A 19082-nucleotide genomic window follows, 5' to 3' on the forward strand; every position below is an offset into this window, starting at 1 on the left:
TTCACGTTCTCTCGCGGAAAGCGCGATCATGAATTTCTCCCGATTCTTCGTGAACCGGCCGCGCTTCGCGGCCGTGCTCTCCATGGTCATCTTCATTGCCGGCCTGGTGGCCTTGCCCCAGCTGCCGATCGGTGAATATCCGGAAGTCGTGCCGCCGACGGTCATCGTGAAGACGACCTATGCCGGCGCCGAGCCCTCGACCATCGCCGAAACCGTCGCCTCGCCGCTCGAGCAATCGATCAACGGCGTCGAAGGCATGCTCTACCAGTCGTCGCAGTCGACCGCCGACGGCGTCATGACCCTCACCATCACCTTCGCGCTGGGCACCGACGGCGACAAGGCGCAGGTCCTGGTGCAGAACCGGGTCGCCCAGGTGCTGGCCCGCCTGCCGCAGGAAGTGCAGCGCGTCGGCGTCACCACGACCAAGGCGTCGCCCAGCCTGATCCTGGTCGTGCATCTGACCTCGCCCAACAACCGCTACGACATGCTGTACCTGTCGAGCTATGCCCAGCTCCACGTCAAGGATCCGCTGGCCCGTGCCTATGGCGTCGGCGACGTGCAGACCTTCGGTTCGGGCCCCTATTCCATGCGGGTCTGGCTCGATCCGGAGAAGCTCGCCTCCCGCGGCATGACCGCCGGCGACATCGTGGCGGCGCTCAAGGAGCAGAACGTTCAGGTCGCGGCCGGCCAGCTCGGCGCGCCGCCGGTCGACGGCAAGGCGGATTTCCAGATCTCGATCAACGCCCAGGGCCGCCTGACCAGCGAGGACGAATTCGGCAACATCATCATCCGGGCCGGCAACGATGGCGAGATCAGCCATCTGCGCGACGTCGCCCGCATCGAACTGGGTGCCGACAGCTACGCGCTCCGCTCGCTGCTCGACGGCAAGCAGGCGGTCGCCATTCCGGTGTTCCAGCGGCCGGGCTCCAACGCCCTTCAGATGGCCGCCGACGTCAAGTCGACCATGGAGAAGCTGAAGCAGGACTTCCCCGAGGGCGTCGATTACGACATCGCCTATGACACGACCGGCTTCGTGACCGAATCGATCCACGCCGTCGTCCACACCTTGTTCGAGGCCATCCTGCTGGTCGTGCTCGTGGTCGTGGTGTTCCTGCAGGGCTGGCGCGCCTCGATCATCCCGCTGATCGCGGTGCCGGTGTCGCTCATCGGCACCTTCGCAATCATGCTGATGCTGGGCTTCGGCCTCAACGCGCTCACTCTGTTCGGTCTCGTGCTGGCCATCGGCATCGTGGTCGACGACGCGATCGTCGTGGTCGAGAACGTCGAGCGCAACATCGCGCTGGGCCTGGCGCCGGCGGCGGCGGCCCGCAAGGCCATGACCGAAGTGACCGGCCCCATCGTCTCGACCGCGCTCGTGCTGTGCGCCGTGTTCGTGCCGACGGCCTTCATCAGCGGCCTGACCGGCCTGTTCTACCGGCAGTTCGCGCTGACCATCGCGATCAGCACGGTGATCTCGGCCTTCAATTCGTTGACCCTGTCGCCGGCGCTCGCCGCCGTGCTGCTGAAGTCGCACCATGCGCCCAAGGACCGGTTCGAGCGCTTGCTCGACGCGGTATTGGGCTGGTTCTTCCGGCCGTTCAACCGTGTGTTCGCGCGGGCGTCGGCCGGCTATGTCGGCGGCGTCTCTCGGCTGGTCGGCCGCTCGGTGCCGGCGCTCGTGCTCTATGTCGGCCTGCTGGGATTGACCGCCTTCAGCTTCATGCGCACACCGACCGGCTTCGTGCCGCAGCAGGACAAGCTTTACCTCGTCTCAGCCGTGCAACTGCCCGACGCCTCCTCGCTCGACCGGACCGAGGCGGTGATCCGGCGGATGGACGACATTGCCAAGCACACACCGGGCATCGTCCACACCGTCTCGTTCCCCGGCTTGTCGATCAACGGCTTCGTCAACAGCCCCAATTCCGGCATCGTGTTCGCCGTGCTGGACGGGTTCGACAAGCGGCGTGATCCCTCCATGTCGGCGGCGGCACTGGCGGCCAAGCTGAACCAGGAATTCTCCGTCATCTCAGAAGGGCGGATCCTGGTGTTCCCGCCGCCCTCGGTGCAGGGCCTGGGCACGATCGGCGGCTTCCGCATGCAGATCGAGGATCATGCGGGCCTCGGCCCCGACGCGCTCTTCAAGGCGACGCAGAATCTGATCGCCAAGGCGCGCAAGGACCCGAGCCTCGCCGGCATCTTCTCGAGCTACCAGATCGGCGTGCCCAAGATCCGTGCCGACGTGAATCGCGAGAAGGCCCGTGCCCAGGGCGTGGCGCTGGGCGACCTGTTCGAGACCATGCAGGTCTATCTGGGCTCGCTCTACGTCAACGACTTCAACCGGTTCGGCCGCACTTACCAGGTCAACGTCCAGGCCGACCAGCGTTTCCGCCTGCAGCCCGAGGACGTGCTGAAGCTGCAGACGCGCAACCAGGCGGGTCAGATGATCCCGTTGGGTGCCTTCGTCACGGTCAACGAGACGACCGGGCCGGAATCGACCAACCACTATAACGGCAACCTGACGGCCGAGATCAACGGCGGCCCGGCCCCGGGCTACAGCACGGGCCAGGCGCAGGCGGCGATCGAGGCGTTGGCCAAGCAGGAACTGCCCAACGGCATGAGCTTCGAATGGACCGAGCTCACCTACCAGCAGATCCTGGCCGGCAACACGGCGGTCTACATCTTCCCGATCTGCGTGCTGCTCGCCTTCCTGGTGCTGGTGGCGCAGTACGAAAGCTGGTCGCTGCCGCTCGTCGTCATCCTGATCGTGCCGATGTGCCTGCTCTCGGCCCTGGCCGGCGTGCAGATCACCGGGGGCGACAACAACGTCTTCACCCAGATCGGCCTGATCGTGCTGGTTGGCCTCGCCTGCAAGAACGCGATCCTGATCGTCGAGTTTGCCCGCGAGCGCGAGATGGAAGGCGACACCACGCTCCATGCGGTGCTCGAGGCCTGCCGCCTGCGGTTGCGGCCGATCCTGATGACCTCGATCGCCTTCATCATGGGCGTGGCGCCGCTCGTCCTCTCCGAAGGCGCCGGGTCGGAAATGCGGCGCGCCATGGGCATCGCCGTCTTCTCCGGCATGTTGGGCGTCACCTTGTTCGGCCTGGTGCTGACGCCGGTCTTCTACTGGACGATCCGGCGGCTGAGCGGGCGACCGCTGACCAAGCACGTGGAAGAGCCCGATGTGGCGCTTCCTTCACCTTCCTTGCCGGTTTGAGGCGCGTCATGAAACTTCTCCGTTCGGCCTTGCTCGGCAGCGTCTCGCTGCTGGCGGCCGCCTGTGCCGTGGGCCCCGACTACAAGGCCCCGGAACCCGCCCCGGTCGTCGTCCAGCACGCCGATCCGGTCAGCTTCATCCAGTCCGACGCGGACGCCGACTGGTGGCACGCGTTCGAGGATGCGGAACTCGACGGCCTGGTCAAACGGGCGCTCGCGGGCAATCTCGACCTGCGCGCCTCGGTCGACCGGGTCCGCCAGGCCCGTGCCCTGTTCGACGATCGGCGGCTCGACCAGTTCCCGCGCGTCACCAGTTCCGGCGGCTACAATCGCAGCTACGAGCAGGTGCCGGGCTTCGGCACGAAGCGGGCGAACGTGCAGAGCGCGGACCTGGGCTTCGATGCCGGTTGGGAAATCGACCTGTTCGGCCATGTCCAGCGCAGCGTCGAGGCGGCCGATGCCGATGCCGGCACGACCGAGGCCGAGGCGCGCGACGCCCAGGTCACCGTCGCGGCCGAGGTCGCGCGCAACTACTTCGAACTGCGCGGCGCGCAGAACCGCCGGGTCGTGGCCGAGCATAACGCCCAGACCCAGCGCGAGACGCTGAAGTTGACCCAGACCCGGGTCGAGGTCGGCCGGGGCGATCCGACCGACATCGAGAGCGCCAAGGCGCGGCTCGCCGGCATCGAGGCGACCATCCCGGCCTTCACGGCCGACGAGACGCGGGCCACCCAGCGCCTGGCCGTCTTGGTGGGTGAGCGGCCGGGCACGCTCGATGCCGAACTGGCGCCGCTCGCCACACCGGCGAAGCCCCTGGTCAAGGCTCTGCCGATCGGCGACGCCAGCGGCTTCCTGCGCCGCCGGCCTGACGTGCAGGCGGCCGAACGGCGGCTCGCGGCCGAAACCGCGCGTGTCGGCGTCGCGACCGCCGACCTGTTTCCCCGGGTCACGGTGACCGGCTTCATCGGCCTGCTGTCGGGCGACGTCTCGCAGCTGTTCACCCATGGCGCCGGCGCCTATTCGGTGGCGCCGGCCGTGACCTGGCCGGCGCTCGACCTGGGCGGTGCCCATGCCCGTTTGCGTGCCCAGGAAGCGAAGTCGGACGAGAGCCTGGCCAACTACGACCAGACCGTTCTGCGCGCGATCGAGGATCTCGAGACCGCGCTCGACTCCTATCACCAGCAGCAGGCCCAGATCGGCAAGCTGTCGGATCAGGTCGCGGCCTCGCGCCGGGCGGCCGAGCTGGCGCGGATCCGCTACCAGGAAGGCACGACCGATTTCCTGGTCCTGCTCGACGCCCAGCGGACCCAGCTTCAGGCCGAAGACGCGCTCACCGCCGCGGAGACCAGTGCAAACACCGACATCGTCGCCATCTACAAGGCGCTCGGCGGCAGCTGGGCCTGAGCCCGGTTGGCGCCCCATCCTCTTTCCAGGAGTCTTCCCATGTCCTTCACGCTCTACGACGCTTCGATCCCGGTCTTCCTGCGCGCGCTCGGCCAGCTGTCGTCCATCCTGGACAAAGCGGTCGCCCACGCCGAGGCCAGGAAGATCGACCCGGCGATCTTCATCAACGCGCGCCTGGCGCCGGACATGTACTCGCTGGCCCGCCAGGTCCAGTCCGCCAGCGACGCGGCCAAGTTCGGCGCCGCCCGCCTGTCCGGCGTCGAGGCGCCCAGCTTTCCGGATACCGAGGCGACCTTCGTCGAGTTGCAGGAGCGTATCGCCAAGACCGTCACTTTCCTGAAGAGCGTCGATCCCGCCGCGATCCAGGGCCAGGAGGGCCGCGAGATCGTCCTGAAGCGGCCCGGCGGTGACGTGCACCTGACCGGCGCCTCGTACCTCCAGGGCCTGGCGCTGCCGAATTTCTATTTCCACGTGGTCACGGCCTACGCGATCCTGCGCCACAATGGCCTGGCGGTCGGCAAGCTGGACTATCTCGGCAATCCGTAGAGCGATTCTCGATCACCTCGTGATCGAAGATCGCCGAGACGTTATTGATCTGGAGCGATTTCTCGTCGTTCAGATGAGTTCATCCGAACGATAAGCGCTCTGGGCGTCAGCTCGCGGTCTGGCGCTTCGCCTCGACCGCGAGGGACTGCAGGTCCTTGGCCGAGGCCGAGGCGACCAGGCTGTAGCCGAGGCCCCGGTCGGACCAGGCGAAGCCGTTGATGGCGCCATGGGAATGCTCGGCCAACGGCATGTCGCGCTCGATCGTCATGGGCCGGACCAGCATGGCGAGCCTGACGCCGTGATCGTCGTCGTAGAGGAACAGGGCGGCCGGGCCATGCGGCGTCGGCACCAGCCGCCCGCCCATGAAGCGATAGCCGGAGGACGCCAGGTCGGGGACGGCGACCGGGTGCTGCAACCGCTCGGATACCCAATGCACCAGTTCGCCGCGATCGTCGGCGCGCAGCTCGACCGGTCGCAGATGGTCGGGCGCATAGACCATGTAGCTTTCGGCCGCCTCCTGGGCCAGTGAGGCGATGCCGCCGGGCGCCGGTCCGTCCTCGTGGGACAGCGTCCAGCCGCCGAGGCCGCCCAGCATCAGGAGGACGGCCGCCGCCGCGGCGGTGCGCCACGATTGACGCTGGGGTGCCCGGCGCGCTTCGATCATGTGGCCGAGGTTCAATTCCGGCGGTATCGGCTCTTCGGCGAAGGGAGCGAGTGCTGCGCGCAGCACGTCGCGATCGCGGCCATAACCGGCGATCCGGCCGGCCTCGATCGGATGCTGGGTCAGGTATTCGTCGACCTCGGTCACCCGCGCCGCATCGAGTTGCCGATCTATGTAGGCTTGCAGGTCCTCCTCGGTGATCGGGCGGCCGGCGCTCATTTCACTCTCCGCAGCGTCGGGCGCTGGGTCGGGGCCGAAGCCTCCGAAAGGGCGCGCGACAGTTTTTCCCGGGCGCGGGACAGGCGCGACATCACGGTGCCGACCGGAATGTCCAACACCTGTGCCGCCTCGGCGTAGGACAGGTCCTCGACCGTGACGAGCAACAGCACGCTGCGCTGCTCTTCCGGCAGGGTCTCGAGCGCCCGCAGTACTTCGCGATGCCGCAGACCGTCCTCCTGGGTCGCCGGCCGGGCGGTGACATCTTCGTCGGCCTGGTCGAGGCCGACGTGATGGCCGCGCCGGGCCAACTGGCGCAGGCGGCTGATCGCCAGATTATGCAGGATGGTGAACAGCCAGGTCCGCGCGTCGCCGTCGTTGCGCCGCTGATGCCAGCGGGTGATCGCCCGTTCCAGGCAATCCTGCAGCAGATCGTCGGCCGCGGACCGGTCGCGCAGCAACGACCGCGCGTAACGCCGCAGCGCCGGAATCATCGGCTCGACCAGCAGCATCATGTCTTTCATGGCTCGCTCACCCCCCGCGATGCCTTTCCCAGCGAGCATAGTGCGACGAAGGCCGTCCGGCGGGACAATTCTTTTCCGCCGGACGGCCTGTCATTATTGTGCCTGGACCTGGACCGGCGCGCCTGTCTGGGCGGCGGTGCCGGACGCGATCACCAGATAGCGGCGCTCGCTCTTGACCTCGCTCTGCACGATCTGCCGGATCGGGCCGATCGCATCGACGATGGCGCCGCCAGCCGGGTTGGTCATGAAGGCCTGCAACGACTGCAGCTTGCCGCGGCCATCCGGCCTGGTCGCGAGCGCCAGCACATAGGGCTGCTTCGGCTGCAGCCCGGTCACCGAGGCCTGCAGCACCTGGGTCAGGCCCTGGTCGAACAGCGAGACGCTGGTCGGTGCCTCGGCCGGCGCCTTGCCCCTGGCCGTCGGCACGAGCGTCAGATGCACCGCCTGGCCGGAAACGCCCAGCGACACCAGGTTCTGCAACCCGTCGCCCTCGGGCACGGCATTGGAGAGATAGGCGACGGCCTGCGGTGCCTGGCCGACCGGGACTGTGGCGACGACCTTGTTGGTCAAGGTGTCGATTGCGACGAAGGCGTCGTCGTTCTCCAGCCCGACATAGACCCTGCTGCCGTCGCCCGATGGCCAAATGCCGTGGGGCAGCTTGCCCACGGGTATGGTCGCGACCAGGGAGAAATCATCGGTCTTGAACACTTTGACCTCGTTCAGCCCGCCGATGGTCACGTAGGCGAACGTGCCACTGGCGTTGTGGACGATGTTGACGTGGTTGGTGATCGGGCCCGTGTCGATCGAGGTCAGCACGTTGAACGGCGGCTTGGCGTTGAACACTTCGGTCCGGCCGATGTCTTTCAGCGTGAACCAGACCTGGTTCCCGTCGGGCGTCGCCGCGATGTTCGGGCAGAACGGGCTGTCCTGCTTCACCTGCGCCACGATCTGGTGGTCGGCGACCGTGACGACATCGACCTCGGGATTGAACGAGGAGCAGACGTAGCCGTATTTTCCGTCGGGCGAGAAGATCTGCATGCCCGGACCTGCCGGCGTCACGATGCGCGTCTTTTCCTCGTAGGTCGTGCCGTCGAGCACGGCGACATAGTTCTCGCCGCGCACGGTGACCCAAACTTCCTTGCCGTCGGGCGTGAAGAATGCCTCGTGCGGGGCGCGGCCGACATAGGTCGTGTGCTTGACCGCGTTGGTCGCCGTGTCGATGAAGGTGACCGAGTTCGAGCCGATCGAGACCACGGCCAAGGTGTGATGATCGGGCGAGAAGCCCATGCCATGGACCAGGACCTGGCCCTTGTAGAGCGGGCTGAAATTGCCCGGCGATGGGTCGCCCAGCTTGATCACGCCCAGGGTCTTGTTGTCGACCGGATCGACGACCGAGACCGTGTTGGAGAATTGCTCCGCCGCATAGACCCGGTCGCGGTGGCTGACCGCCACGTCGGGATCGGATGCCGCACCCGGCGCCTGGCCGGCGAACGCGGGCGACAGGGCGGTGGCGGCGAGCAAGGTCGCCAGGAAAAGCGCTGGTTTCACGTCAATGATCCTTGTGCATGGTCGTTGCGGCCGCCTGGTCGGGCGAGGCGACAGAGGGGGGCAGCGGCTGGCCGAGGGCGAGGCGCATGGCCGCGATCTCCTGCTGCTGCTCGACGATGATTTCCTGGGCGATGCGGCGCAGTTGCTCGTTATGGCCGTGGCGCAATTCGGCCTGGGCCATATCGATGGCGCCCTGGTGATGGGGTACCATCATGGCGACGAAATCCTTGTCGACGTCGCCCGACGGCTTCGGCGCCATGCCGTCCATCATCTTGCCCATGGCCGCGGCATTCTCGGCCAGGAACGGCTTCTCAGCAGGATCGGCGGCATAGGCCGGTGCGGCAATGCCCGCCAGGATGAGGGCGAGGAGTGTTTTCGGGGGAAGGTTCCACATGATGCCTCCATGATGGCGAGGTCGCCGTCATGGGGTGGACGCCGGTCTGGCGGCTTTATTCCGCAGCTTTGGAAAATCTTTCCGGGATCTGGAAATTCATGTCCAAACGGCATATGTTATGGCATATGCCGAGGAGATCGCGATGTATCCCGAGCGCCAAGTCAAACTGTTCAAGAACGGTCGAAATCAGGCGGTCCGGATTCCGCGTGAATTCGAGCTGCCGGGCGAGGACGCCATCATGCGCAAGGAAGGCAATCGGCTGATCATCGAGCCCGTTCCACCGAAGTCGCTGTTGGCCTTGTTGGCCACGCTTGAACCCATCGATGAAGAGTTTCCAGAGATTGAGGATCTGCCGCCCGATCCGGTCGACCTCTGATGCGCTACCTGCTCGACACGAACATCATTTCCGATCTCGTCCGCAATCCGGCTGGTCGCATCGCGCAGCAGATCGAATTGATTGGGGAGGCGCAGGTTTGCACCAGCATCATCGTGGCGTCCGAGTTGCGCTATGGAACAACAAGGAAAGCTTCGCCAAAGCTTATGGCCCAGCTTGAGATCGTGCTGAGCGGATTTGAAATCCTACCGCTGGAGGCGCCGGCCGACGCGATCTATGGAGCGATTCGAACCCAGCTTGAGCGGAGCGGCACCCCCGTCGGCGGCAACGACATGTTCATCGCCGCGCATGCGATGGCGCTCGGCTATACCGTCGTGACCGACAACGAGCGGGAATTTTCGCGGATCGAGGGCCTGAACCACGAGAATTGGCTCAGGCCCGACTGACCGCTCAGATGTGGATCGCGTGCCCCAGCGCCTTCAGCGCCGCTTCGTGGAACGCCTCGCTCAGGGTCGGATGGGCATGGATCGTGCCGGCCAGATCCTCCAGAACGGCGCCCATCTCCAGGGCCAGCGCAAATTCACCGGACAGTTCCGAGACGTGGGAGCCCACGGCCTGGATGCCGATGATGCGATGGTCCGACTTGCGCGCGACCACGCGGACGAAGCCGCCTTCCTTGTCGCCCTCCAGGGTCAGGGCGCGGCCGTTCGCCATGTAGGGGAACTGGCCGACGACGGTCTCGAGCCCATGCGCCTCGGCCTCGGCCGGCGACAGGCCGATGCTGACGATCTCCGGCTGGGTGAAGCAGACCGCGGGAATGCCGGCGGGTTGGAAATGTCGGCGATGGCCGGCAATGATCTCCGCCACCATCTCGCCCTGGGCAGACGCCTTGTGGGCCAGCATCGGCTCGCCGACCAGGTCGCCGATCGCCCAGACGTCGCGCATCGAAGTGCGGCACTGGTCGTCGACCTTGACGAAGCGACCGTCGAGATCGACCGCCATGGCCTCGACGCCCCAGCCCTGGGTCCTGGGCTTGCGGCCGACCGTGACCAGCACCTTGTCGGCGGCGAGGGTGAATTCCTGGCCGTCCTTGCCCTTGACCCGTACGGCGCCGCCGGCGTCGAGCCCGAGCGCGCTCGCCCCCAGGTGCAGGGTGACGCCGGCCTTGTCGAGCCACTGGCGCACGGGGGCGGCCAGCGCGTCGTCATAGAGCGGCAGGATGCGATCCTGCGCCTCCAGCACCGTGACCTCTACGCCCAGCTTGCGGAAGGCCGAGCCCAGCTCCAGGCCGATATAGCCGGCGCCGATCACGACCAGCGACTTCGGCAGGGTCTCGAGCGACAGCGCCTCGGTCGAGGAGATGACGTTGCCGCCGAACGGCAGCATGGGCAATTCGACCGGCACCGAACCCTGGGCCAGGATGACGTGGTCGGCCTTGATCGTGACCGGACCTTCGGCGGTCTCGACCGTGCAGGTCTTGCCGTCCGAGAAGGTCGCCCAGCCGGCCACGGTCTTGACCTTGGCCTTCTTCAGCAGGGCCGCGACGCCGCTGTTGAGCTTGGCGGTGATGCCGTCCTTCCAGCGCACCGTCTCGGCGAAATCGATCGAGGGGGCGGTGGCGAGATGGATGCCCAGCGCGCCTTTTTCCACGCTGGCGGCGACCATCCCCTCGAACTTCTCGGCGACGTGGATCAACGCTTTCGACGGGATGCATCCCCGGATCAGGCAGGTGCCGCCCAGCTTGTCGCCCTCGACCAGGATGGTATCGAGGCCGAGCTGGCCGGCACGGATCGCGGCGACGTAGCCGCCCGGCCCGCCGCCCACGACCAGGACGTGGGTCTTCAACGCTTCGCTCATATCGTCAGTCCATGAACAGGGTGGCGGGCTGCTCGAGCAGCGCCCGGACCCGCTGGATGAATTCGGCGGCGTCCCAGCCGTCGACGATCCGGTGATCGAACGAGGCCGACAGGTTCATCATCTTGCGGACGACGATCTGGCCGTCCCGCACCATCGGCCGGTCGATCATCTTGTTGACGCCGACGATCGCGACTTCCGGCCGGTTGATGACCGGCGTGCTGGCAAGCCCGCCCATGGCACCCAGGCTGGTGATGGTGATGGTCGAACCGGACATTTCCTCGCGCGTCGCCTTGCCGTCGCGCGCGGCGGCGGCGAGACGTGCGACCTCGGTCGCCGATTGCCAGACGTCCAGCGCCTCGGCATGGGCCACGACCGTGACGACCAGGCCGGTCGGCGTCTGGGTCGCGATGCCCATGTGGACTCCGGCATGGCGATGGACCACGCCCGCGTCGTCGTCGAACCGCGCATTGATCTGTGGATAGTCGGGCAGCACCCTGGTCATCGCCCGCATCAGGAACGGCAGGATGGTCAGTTTCGGCCGATCCGCCTTCTTCGTGGCGTTGAGGTGCTGGCGCAACTCTTCCAGCGCCGTGACGTCGATTTCTTCGATATAGGAGAAATGCGGGATGCGCCGCTTCGCCTCCTGCATCTTTTCGGCGATCTTGCGGCGAAGGCCGATGATCTTGATCTCTTCGACACCCTCGCGCTTCACGTCCCGGGCAGGGCCTGCCAGCTTGGCGGTGCTGCCGCCGGCCGCGATGAAGCCGTCCAGGTCGTCATGGCCGATGCGGCCGGCCGGGCCGGTGCCGGGCACGAATTGCAGCTCGATGCCCAGGTCCCAGGCGCGCTTGCGCACGGCTGGCGAGGCGAGCGGCTTGTCGCCGGCCTCGCGCGTTGCGAACGCCGGCTTGGCCGCTTCGCGCGCGACCGGCGCCGGGGCGATGGGCGCCGGCTTCGCTTCGACCGGTTTAGGCACGGGCGCCTTGGCGACGACCGGCGCAGACGTGGCGTCAGCTTCCGCTGGCTTCGCCGGGGCGGGCTTGGCATTGCCGGCGCCCTCGACCTCGAACTCGATCAGCGCGCCGCCGACCGCGCGCATCTCGCCGGCGGCACCGTGCAACGCCACGATCCTGCCGGCGACCGGCGAAGGGATCTCGACCACGGCCTTGTCGGTCATGATGTCGACCAGATGCTGGTCCTCGGTCACCGTATCGCCGACGGAAACGTGCCAGGCGGCGATCTCGGCCTCGGCGGTGCCTTCGCCCACGTCGGGCAGCTTGAAGACGTACTGTCCCATCTCTAGGCCTCCATCGCCTGGCGCAGCGCTTCGGCGACGCGCTTGGGCCCCGGGAAATACTCCCACTCGAACGCATGCGGATAGGGCGTATCCCAACCGGTGACGCGCGCGACCGGCGCTTCCAGGTGATGGAAGCAATGCTCCTGTACCAGCGCCGACAATTCGCCGCCGAAGCCGCCGGTACGCGTCGCCTCATGGACGATGACGCAGCGGCCGGTCTTCTTGACCGAGGCCACGATCGTCTCGATGTCGAGCGGGTTCAGCGTACGCAGGTCGATCACCTCGGCATCGACCTCGGCCAGTTCGGCCGAGGCGAGCGCCACATGGACCATGGTGCCATAGGCCAGCACGGTCACCGCCTCGCCCGGGCGGACGATCGCGGCCTTGCCGAGCGGGATCGAGTAATAGCCTTCCGGCACCTCGCTCGCCGGATGCTTCGCCCAGGGCGTCACCGGCCGGTCGTGATGGCCGTCGAACGGGCCGTTGTAGATGCGCTTCGGCTCGAAGAAGATGACCGGGTCGTCGTCCTCGATCGCGGCGATCAGCAGGCCCTTGGCGTCGTAGGGCGTGGAGGGGATCACCGTCTTCAGGCCGGCGACATGGGTAAAGATCGCCTCCGGGCTCTGGCTGTGGGTCTGGCCGCCGAAGATGCCGCCACCATAGGGCGAGCGCACGGTCAAGGGTGCCGTGAAATCGCCGGCCGAGCGGTAGCGCAGGCGCGCCGCCTCGGAAATCAGCTGGTCGGTCGCCGGATAGATATAGTCGGCGAACTGGATCTCGACGACGGGGCGCAGGCCATAGGCGCCCATGCCGACCGCGGTCGCGACGATGCCCGCTTCCGCGATCGGCGCATCGAACACGCGCCGCTTGCCGTATTTCTTCTGCAGCCCTTCGGTGCAGCGGAACACGCCGCCGAAGAAGCCGACGTCCTCGCCGAACACCAGGACGTCAGGGTCGCGCTCGAGCATCACGTCCATGGCGGACCGGAGCGCTTGGATCATGTTCATGGCCGGCATGGCTCAGATTCCCAACTGCTGGCGTTGCTGCCGCAGATGCCACGGCATTTCCTTGAAGACGTCGTCGAACATGGTGCTGGCGCTGACCGTCGGACCGGTGCCGAGCGTGCCGTAGCTCTCGGCCTCCTTGCCGGCGGCGCGGACCATCTCCGTCAGCTCCATGGTCAGCGCCTCATGGTCCGCCTCGGACCAGATGCCCAGCCCGACCAGATGCTGCTTCAGCCGTTCCAGCGGGTCGCCGAGCGGCCAGGACTTGCCCTCGTTGGCCGGCCGATAGCGGTCCGGGTCGTCGCTGGTCGAATGGGCGGCGGCGCGATAGGTGAACAGTTCGATCACCGTCGGCCCCAGGTTGGCGCGCGCGCGCTCGGCCGCCCATTGGGTCGCGGCATAGACCGCCAGGAAATCATTGCCGTCGACGCGCAGGCCGGGCAGGCCGAAGCCCACGGCGCGCGCGGCGAAGGTGGTGAGTTCGCCGCCGGCGAAGCCCTGGTAGCTGGAGATCGCCCACTGATTGTTGACGATGTTCAACAGCACCGGCGCCCGATAGACCGCGCCGAAGGTCAGCGCGTGGTGGAAATCGCCCTCCGAGGTCGAGCCGTCGCCGACCCAGGCCGCCGCGATCCGCGTGTCGCCCTTGTACGCCGACGCCATGGCCCAGCCGACCGCCTGGGGAAACTGAGTACCGAGATTGCCGGAGATCGAGAAGAAACCGGCTTCCTTCGACGAATACATCACCGGCAGCTGCCGGCCCTTGAGCCGGTCGCGCGAGTTCGAATAGATCTGGCACATCATGTCGACCAGCGACCAGTCGCGGGCGATCAGCAGGCCCTGCTGGCGGTACGTCGGAAAGCACATGTCGCCGCGATCGAGCGCCATGGCCTGGGCGACGGCGACCGCCTCCTCGCCGGTGCAGGTCATGTAGAACGAGGTCTTGCCGGTGCGCTGGGCGCGCTGCATGCGATCGTCGTAGATGCGCGTCAGCAGCATGTAGCGCAGGCCGCGCTTCAGCGTCTCCGGGTCGAGCTTCGGATTCCACGGGCCGACCGCCTTGCCCTCGTCGTCGAGCACGCGGATCAGGTCGTAGACCAGGTGATGGGTGTCGCGCGCCTCGGCATGGGTGTCGGGCCGGGGGGCGGCACCGGCCGCGGGCAGGTGCATGTCGCTGAAATCCGGGCTGTCGCCGGGGCGCAGCTTCGGTTCAGGAATATGCAGCGCCAGCGGCATCTCGTTCTTCATCGACATTCTCCTACGAGCGCGACGGCCATCGCGCACCGCAACTGCGAAAGCGGAAATTCTACCTCAAGGCTTCCAGCCGAACGTTCTTTTATCGACCGGTAGACAGAGTGCTTCCAGATTTCTGTCCTGGAATAACCGCAGTGGTCCAGAATATAATTCTGCTGCATTGCAGCGTATCGAAACCGGAGCCGGCAGCATGGACAAACGAGGCATCGACGAAACCGATCGAAAGATCCTGCGTGTGCTGCGCGACGATGCCCGCCTGACCACGGCGCAGCTGGCCGATGCGGTCGGACTGTCGACCACGCCCTGCTGGAACCGGGTGAAGCGTCTCGAACGCGAGGGCTTTATCGAAGGCTATGTCGCCGTGCTGAACCAGGAGAAACTGGGCTATCCCGACATTGCCATCGTCGAAGTGACGCTCGACCATCACGACGAGGAAACGCTCGATCATTTCGGAACGCTGCTGACCGCCTACCCCGAGGTGCTGGAGGCCTATCTGACCACCGGGGAGTACGACTATCTGATCAAGGTCGCGGTCGAGGGCACGTCGGGCTACGAGAAATTCCTGCGCGAGCGGCTCTATCGCCTGCCCGGCATCCGCCACAGCCGCACGTCCTTTACCTTGCGGTGCCTGAAACGGATGGTGTCGGTATTGCCGTAAGGAAAGCGTGCCGGCCTCCCAGGGAAGCCGGCACTCGCCTTCAATTGTCGAACGTGCCGCGATAGGGCGCTTCTGCATCGGCGCGGGTGTTGATCTCCAGCAGGAACCCGCCCGGTGCGCGGCAGAAGAAGCGGGAGCCGCGCGGATGCTTGAAGAAATCCTGCTGCATCTCGATCCCGTCGGCCTTGAGACGTCCGCACAGGGTCTCGACCTCCGCCACGCTCGGCAACTCGAACCCGAGATGGAAATTCGGCGGCCAGTCCACGGCGTGCTGCGCCGCGTCCTCGATCACGATGTCGAAGCCGGGGCGCTTCAGGATGCAGCCCCAATCGCCGCGGGAAGCGATGGTGCAGCCCAGGTGCTTTTCGAAGAACGCCGCGGTTGCGGCAAGGTCGGACGAAGGGAAGCTCAGATGATTGAGCTTCATGGTCGTGTCGGTCATCGGTAGTTTCCTTTGAAGGATGTGGCGCTCGGATCGAGCCGGCGGGGGTATGGCCGCGCATGCAAGTGTCCTCCGGCCCGGCGGAAGCCGGCAGGAACGGCTTGATGTGCTCGTCGGGCGCGCCTAGGGCGGACGGACTCGCCGCGCGAACGCGGCAGAGGGCAGGCAAGGGAGGGGGAGCGGTTTCAACATCAATCCAGCGCATAGGATCGACGATGCGGAGTCGTGCATCGACCGATCGATTTGCGCGTTGGTTGACGTAAACGCTTACGATCGCCGGTCTACCAGCGACGGAATTCTGCTAACACGCTTCCAAAGCGCGGATCAAGGCCTAAGCCGCCGGCAGACCTGGAAGGTACCCTCACGGCTGAGACGCGGGCCGGCCCTGCGACCGAGCCGGCTTGTCGCCGACCCGAAAGTGAGTCATCTGAATGGCTCAGATTACGACGAGGCAGTGGGTATGGCTCCGTTTAAGCCGCAAAATTTCGGCGACCGGTTGAACAAGGCGGCTATCGCGAAGAAGGCCGCGCTCGAAAAATTCGAAGCGAAGACTGCGGCATTGGCTTCCGTCTCCGCCGAAAAGCAGGCGGAGCGTGCTGCGCTGGTGGCCGCCCGCGAGGCCCGCGCCGCGGAGCGCGAGCTGGCCAAGCAGGCAAAAGCCGTCGAGGACGCCAAGGCCAAGGCCGAGAAGGAAGCGGCGCAGGCCGCCGCCCGCATCGCCGACGAGGCCCGCCTCGCCGAGGAGTCGGAGCGCGAGGCCAATGCGGAACTCGAACGCAAGGCAGCGCGGGATGCGCGCTACGCCGCGCGCAAGGCCCGCAAGTAAGCGCTAGGCGGCGCGCACCCGCGCCACGAATTGCTCGATCTCGTGGCGTAGCCGGTCGCTTTCCCGGCTGAGCGTCGTGGCTTTGCCCAGCACGCTCGCGGCCGACCGTCCGGTTTCACCGACGGCGTCGGCGACCTGGGTCGCATCCTGCGACACGGTCGCGGTGTCGGATGCTGCCTGGGCGACGTTGCGGGCGATCTCATGGGTCGCTGCCTGCTGTTGCTCGACCGCGGCGGCGATCGCGGCCGAAATTGCGTCGACCCGCGCGATCGTTTCGACGATGCCGCGCACGGCGCCGACCGTGCTTTGGGTTTCCGCCTGCATCGCCTGGATCTGCTTGGTGATCTCCTGGGTCGCGTTCGCGGTCTGGATCGCCAGGTTCTTGACCTCGCCGGCCACGACCGCGAAGCCCTTGCCCGCTTCGCCGGCGCGGGCAGCCTCGATCGTGGCGTTCAAAGCCAGAAGGTTGGTCTGGCTCGCGATCTCGCTGATCAGGCGGACGATGCCGCCGACCGTGTCGGCCAGGTGGGCCAGGCTTTCGACCGAGCTGCTGGCGCCGCGCGCCGCCGTGCTCGCCTGCGCCGCGATCCGGCTGGCATCGTCGACCTGACGGGCGATCTCGCCGAACGATGCCGACAATTCCTCGGACGCCGCGGCGACCGCCTGGACGCTGCCGGTGGCGCTGTCCCCGGCATGGGCCACACCGCTCGCCTGCAGGGTCGCCTGTTCGGCCACGCCGCTCATGCGCTCGGAATTGTCGCGGAGTTCCGTCGCTGCCGAGGCGACCGTCTCGACCACGGTCTTGACGCTGGCCTCGAACGACGAAGCGAGCGTTCCCAGCATTTCCCGCCGCTCGGTTTCGGCGCGTTCGCGCGCGGTCTCCTGGTCCAGGCGCAGGCGCCGGCGTTCGAGGGCGTTTTCCTTGAAGACCTGGACGGTCTGGGCCATCTCGCCGATCTCGTCAGATCGGTCGAGCTCCGGTACCTTGCCGTCGAGATCGCCGTCCGCCAGGCGCCGCATGCCCTGGCCCAGCCGGTTCAGCGCCTGGGCGACGCGCCGGCCGACCAGCAGGCTGATCGCCCCGGTCACCAAGGCCAGGATGACGACGATGATGCCCAGCTGCCAGGCGAAGGCCCGGAAGTCCCGCTGGAAATCGTCGAGGTAGATGCCGGTGCCGATGAACACGCCCCAGGGCTCGAACAGCTTGATGTAGCCCAGCTTGGGCACCGGCTGGTCGCTGCCGGCTTTCGGCCAGAGATATTCCAGCGAGCCCTGGCCGTCACGGCGCGCGATGTCGATGAAGGCGGCGAAGATCTTCAGCCCGCTCGGATCCTGGAACCCAATCATGTTCTTGCCCTCGAGCTCGGGCTTGACGCCATGGGCGACCATGGTGCCGGTCAGGTCGACCACGAACAGATATTCGTTGCCGTCGTAGCGGATCGCGTCGTTGATCTCGCGCAGACGCTTCAGGGCGTCGTCCTTGCTGAGGGTGCCGGCCCTGACCTGCTTGTCGAGCGCCATGAGCGAGGAATGCTCGGTCTCGACGATGGCGCGGACCTTCGACAGCCGGTCCTGCAGCATGGAGCCTCGGACGATCCACAGCGCCGCAGCCAGCATGATCGCCAGCGCCACCGCGCCCAGGATGCTTTGCAAGCCGAGCTTGCGGCCGATGGTCAGTTTTCCGAGTTGCACGATATATCCCCAATCGAAGGTCGCCCGACGATGATCGGCCGAAATCTTTAACGATCCGCTGAAATAGGGGCGGCGGCGGCGCTGTTGTCCGATCGGGAACGAGGGCCTAGAATTGGTCCCGGCGGACATGTTCGGCCTCATCTCAATCGTTCGTTCATCTTGGCCGGGCGAAGCTCGCGTTTTCGATCGTCCGTCCCGACGCTCGACGTTCCAGGATTCTGGTCAGGCCATGCCGGTAAACATTCTTCTGCTCGACGACAGCAAGGTCGCCCGCATGGCGGCGCGACGGATCATCGCCGAGGCGCTGCCCGACGCGATCGTGACCGATACGGGTGAGATCCCGCGCGTGTTCGAACTGGTCGCCGAGACGGCGTTCGATCTTGTGCTGATCGACTACAACATGCCGGAGGAAAACGGCCTGAGCCTGGCCGAACGCCTGCGTGTCGCCCATCCGCAATTGCGCATGGCGCTCTTGACCGCGAACATCCAGGACAGCGTGGTCCAGCGGGCCCATGCGCTGGGCATGATCTTCCTGCCAAAACCGCTCCGGCCGGACGCGATCCGCGATGCCGTGAAGTAACGGAGGGCGGCCATGTTCGTCCAACTGTCAGCGCTGGAGCAGGATGCCGTCACAGAGATCATGAACGTCGGCGTCGGCCGGGCCGCCGCCTCGCTCAGCCTCATGGTCAAGGAAGAGATCCAGCTGTCGGTTCCCGCGGCGGAGCTGCTGTATGGCGAGGCCGCCCACGAACGGCTCACCCTGTCGTCCGACCGGATGGTCGCCGTGCGCGAAACCTTCAACGGCCTGCTGTCCGGCTCGGCCGCCCTGCTGTTCCCCCAATCCAAGAGCCTGGATCTGGTCCGCATGGTGCTGGACGAGAACCTGACGGCCGAAGAGGTGACCGAACTCGAGCAGGAGGCGCTGGTCGAGATCGGCAACATCATCCTGAACGGCTGCCTATCCAGCATCGCCGATTCGCTCGTGGGCGAGATCGAGACCTCGATCCCGGTCCTGCTGCATGCGAACCTCGCGACCATCCTGCCGCAGACGACCGGCGACGAACCGGTGCTCCTGGTCCTGACCATCGATTTCACCATCCGGTCGCGCGACATCCAGGGACATATCGTGTTCCTGATGGATATGCAGGCGGCCAGCATGTTCCAGCAATTGGTCGCCGACTACATCGCGTCGATCATCTGAAGCCGTCG

Annotated in this window: 19 protein-coding genes; 9 read left to right on the forward strand and 10 right to left on the reverse strand. The window is 66.5% G+C overall.

Annotated elements, in window-relative coordinates:
* Positions 1 to 28 precede the first annotated feature (28 nt).
* From VGV37_RS16060 to VGV37_RS16070, 3 genes are read left to right on the forward strand one after another with little or no spacing between them, the layout of a single operon-like run.
* Positions 29 to 3217: a multidrug efflux RND transporter permease subunit gene (locus tag VGV37_RS16060; protein WP_326880706.1), complete on the forward strand. Its 3189-nt coding sequence runs from the start codon at positions 29 to 31 to the stop codon at positions 3215 to 3217.
* Positions 3218 to 3225: 8 nt separating this feature from the next.
* On the forward strand, positions 3226 to 4620 hold the full coding sequence (locus VGV37_RS16065) for an efflux transporter outer membrane subunit (RefSeq protein ID WP_326880707.1): 1395 nt from the start codon (positions 3226 to 3228) through the stop codon (positions 4618 to 4620).
* Between the two features lie 39 nt (positions 4621 to 4659).
* Positions 4660 to 5166 (forward strand): DUF1993 domain-containing protein, encoded by a 507-nt coding sequence (locus VGV37_RS16070; RefSeq protein WP_326880708.1) that lies wholly within the window; start codon positions 4660 to 4662, stop codon positions 5164 to 5166.
* Between the two features lie 106 nt (positions 5167 to 5272).
* Here the strand turns inward: VGV37_RS16070 and VGV37_RS16075 are convergent, their stop codons facing one another.
* From VGV37_RS16075 to VGV37_RS16090, 4 genes are all read right to left on the reverse strand, one after another.
* On the reverse strand, positions 5273 to 6046 hold the full coding sequence (locus VGV37_RS16075; RefSeq protein ID WP_326880709.1) for an anti-sigma factor: 774 nt from the start codon (positions 6044 to 6046) through the stop codon (positions 5273 to 5275).
* A complete protein-coding gene (locus tag VGV37_RS16080; protein ID WP_326880710.1) occupies positions 6043 to 6567 on the reverse strand; it encodes a sigma-70 family RNA polymerase sigma factor in 525 nt (174 codons plus the stop codon). The genes VGV37_RS16075 and VGV37_RS16080 overlap by 4 nt, the downstream gene beginning before the upstream one ends.
* A 93-nt stretch (positions 6568 to 6660) precedes the next feature.
* Complete coding sequence (locus VGV37_RS16085) at positions 6661 to 8115, reverse strand: YncE family protein (RefSeq protein WP_326880711.1); 1455 nt, start codon at positions 8113 to 8115, stop codon at positions 6661 to 6663.
* 1 nt (position 8116) lies between these two features.
* Positions 8117 to 8509, reverse strand: a complete 393-nt coding sequence (locus VGV37_RS16090; RefSeq protein ID WP_326880712.1) for a DUF305 domain-containing protein — start codon at positions 8507 to 8509, stop codon at positions 8117 to 8119.
* A 34-nt stretch (positions 8510 to 8543) separates the two neighbouring features.
* Here VGV37_RS16090 and VGV37_RS16095 point away from each other — a divergent pair, with 34 nt between their 5' ends.
* Complete coding sequence (locus VGV37_RS16095; RefSeq protein WP_326880713.1) at positions 8544 to 8885, forward strand: hypothetical protein; 342 nt, start codon at positions 8544 to 8546, stop codon at positions 8883 to 8885.
* Complete coding sequence (locus tag VGV37_RS16100) at positions 8885 to 9289, forward strand: type II toxin-antitoxin system VapC family toxin (RefSeq protein ID WP_326880715.1); 405 nt, start codon at positions 8885 to 8887, stop codon at positions 9287 to 9289. The genes VGV37_RS16095 and VGV37_RS16100 overlap by 1 nt, the downstream gene beginning before the upstream one ends.
* Positions 9290 to 9293: 4 nt before the next feature.
* Here the strand turns inward: VGV37_RS16100 and lpdA are convergent, their stop codons facing one another.
* From lpdA to VGV37_RS16120, 4 genes are read right to left on the reverse strand one after another with little or no spacing between them, the layout of a single operon-like run.
* Positions 9294 to 10700 carry a dihydrolipoyl dehydrogenase gene (gene lpdA, locus VGV37_RS16105; RefSeq protein ID WP_326880716.1) on the reverse strand — a complete coding sequence of 469 codons (1407 nt, stop codon included), beginning with the start codon at positions 10698 to 10700 and terminating at the stop codon, positions 9294 to 9296.
* Positions 10701 to 10704: 4 nt separating this feature from the next.
* A complete protein-coding gene (locus tag VGV37_RS16110; protein WP_326880718.1) occupies positions 10705 to 11997 on the reverse strand; it encodes a dihydrolipoamide acetyltransferase family protein in 1293 nt (430 codons plus the stop codon).
* 2 nt (positions 11998 to 11999) lie between these two features.
* Positions 12000 to 13013: an alpha-ketoacid dehydrogenase subunit beta gene (locus VGV37_RS16115; RefSeq protein WP_326880719.1), complete on the reverse strand. Its 1014-nt coding sequence runs from the start codon at positions 13011 to 13013 to the stop codon at positions 12000 to 12002.
* A 3-nt stretch (positions 13014 to 13016) separates the two neighbouring features.
* The gene (locus VGV37_RS16120; protein WP_326880720.1) at positions 13017 to 14249 is read right to left on the reverse strand and encodes a 3-methyl-2-oxobutanoate dehydrogenase (2-methylpropanoyl-transferring) subunit alpha; all 1233 of its coding nucleotides are present in this window, start codon (positions 14247 to 14249) and stop codon (positions 13017 to 13019) included.
* A gap of 196 nt (positions 14250 to 14445) precedes the next feature.
* On the opposite strand from VGV37_RS16120, the gene VGV37_RS16125 reads away from it, so the two are divergent.
* Entirely contained in the window at positions 14446 to 14913 is a 468-nt protein-coding gene (locus tag VGV37_RS16125) for an Lrp/AsnC family transcriptional regulator (RefSeq protein WP_326880721.1), read from the forward strand.
* A 40-nt stretch (positions 14914 to 14953) separates the two neighbouring features.
* On the opposite strand, the gene VGV37_RS16130 is transcribed toward VGV37_RS16125, so the two are convergent.
* Complete coding sequence (locus VGV37_RS16130) at positions 14954 to 15355, reverse strand: VOC family protein (RefSeq protein ID WP_326880722.1); 402 nt, start codon at positions 15353 to 15355, stop codon at positions 14954 to 14956.
* A gap of 418 nt (positions 15356 to 15773) precedes the next feature.
* On the opposite strand from VGV37_RS16130, the gene VGV37_RS16135 reads away from it, so the two are divergent.
* Positions 15774 to 16181 carry a DUF6481 family protein gene (locus VGV37_RS16135; RefSeq protein WP_326880723.1) on the forward strand — a complete coding sequence of 136 codons (408 nt, stop codon included), beginning with the start codon at positions 15774 to 15776 and terminating at the stop codon, positions 16179 to 16181.
* A gap of 3 nt (positions 16182 to 16184) precedes the next feature.
* Here VGV37_RS16135 and VGV37_RS16140 read toward each other — a convergent pair whose 3' ends face one another.
* Positions 16185 to 17873 (reverse strand): methyl-accepting chemotaxis protein, encoded by a 1689-nt coding sequence (locus VGV37_RS16140; RefSeq protein WP_326880724.1) that lies wholly within the window; start codon positions 17871 to 17873, stop codon positions 16185 to 16187.
* 229 nt (positions 17874 to 18102) lie between these two features.
* On the opposite strand from VGV37_RS16140, the gene VGV37_RS16145 reads away from it, so the two are divergent.
* Positions 18103 to 18453 carry a response regulator gene (locus tag VGV37_RS16145; RefSeq protein ID WP_326880725.1) on the forward strand — a complete coding sequence of 117 codons (351 nt, stop codon included), beginning with the start codon at positions 18103 to 18105 and terminating at the stop codon, positions 18451 to 18453.
* 12 nt (positions 18454 to 18465) lie between these two features.
* Positions 18466 to 19074, forward strand: coding sequence for a chemotaxis protein CheC (locus VGV37_RS16150; RefSeq protein ID WP_326880726.1), 609 nt, complete (start codon positions 18466 to 18468; stop codon positions 19072 to 19074).
* Positions 19075 to 19082 lie beyond the last annotated feature (8 nt).

The sequence above is a fragment of the Aliidongia sp. genome (assembly GCF_035943795.1).
Lineage (GTDB): Bacteria > Pseudomonadota > Alphaproteobacteria > ATCC43930 > CGMCC-115725 > Aliidongia.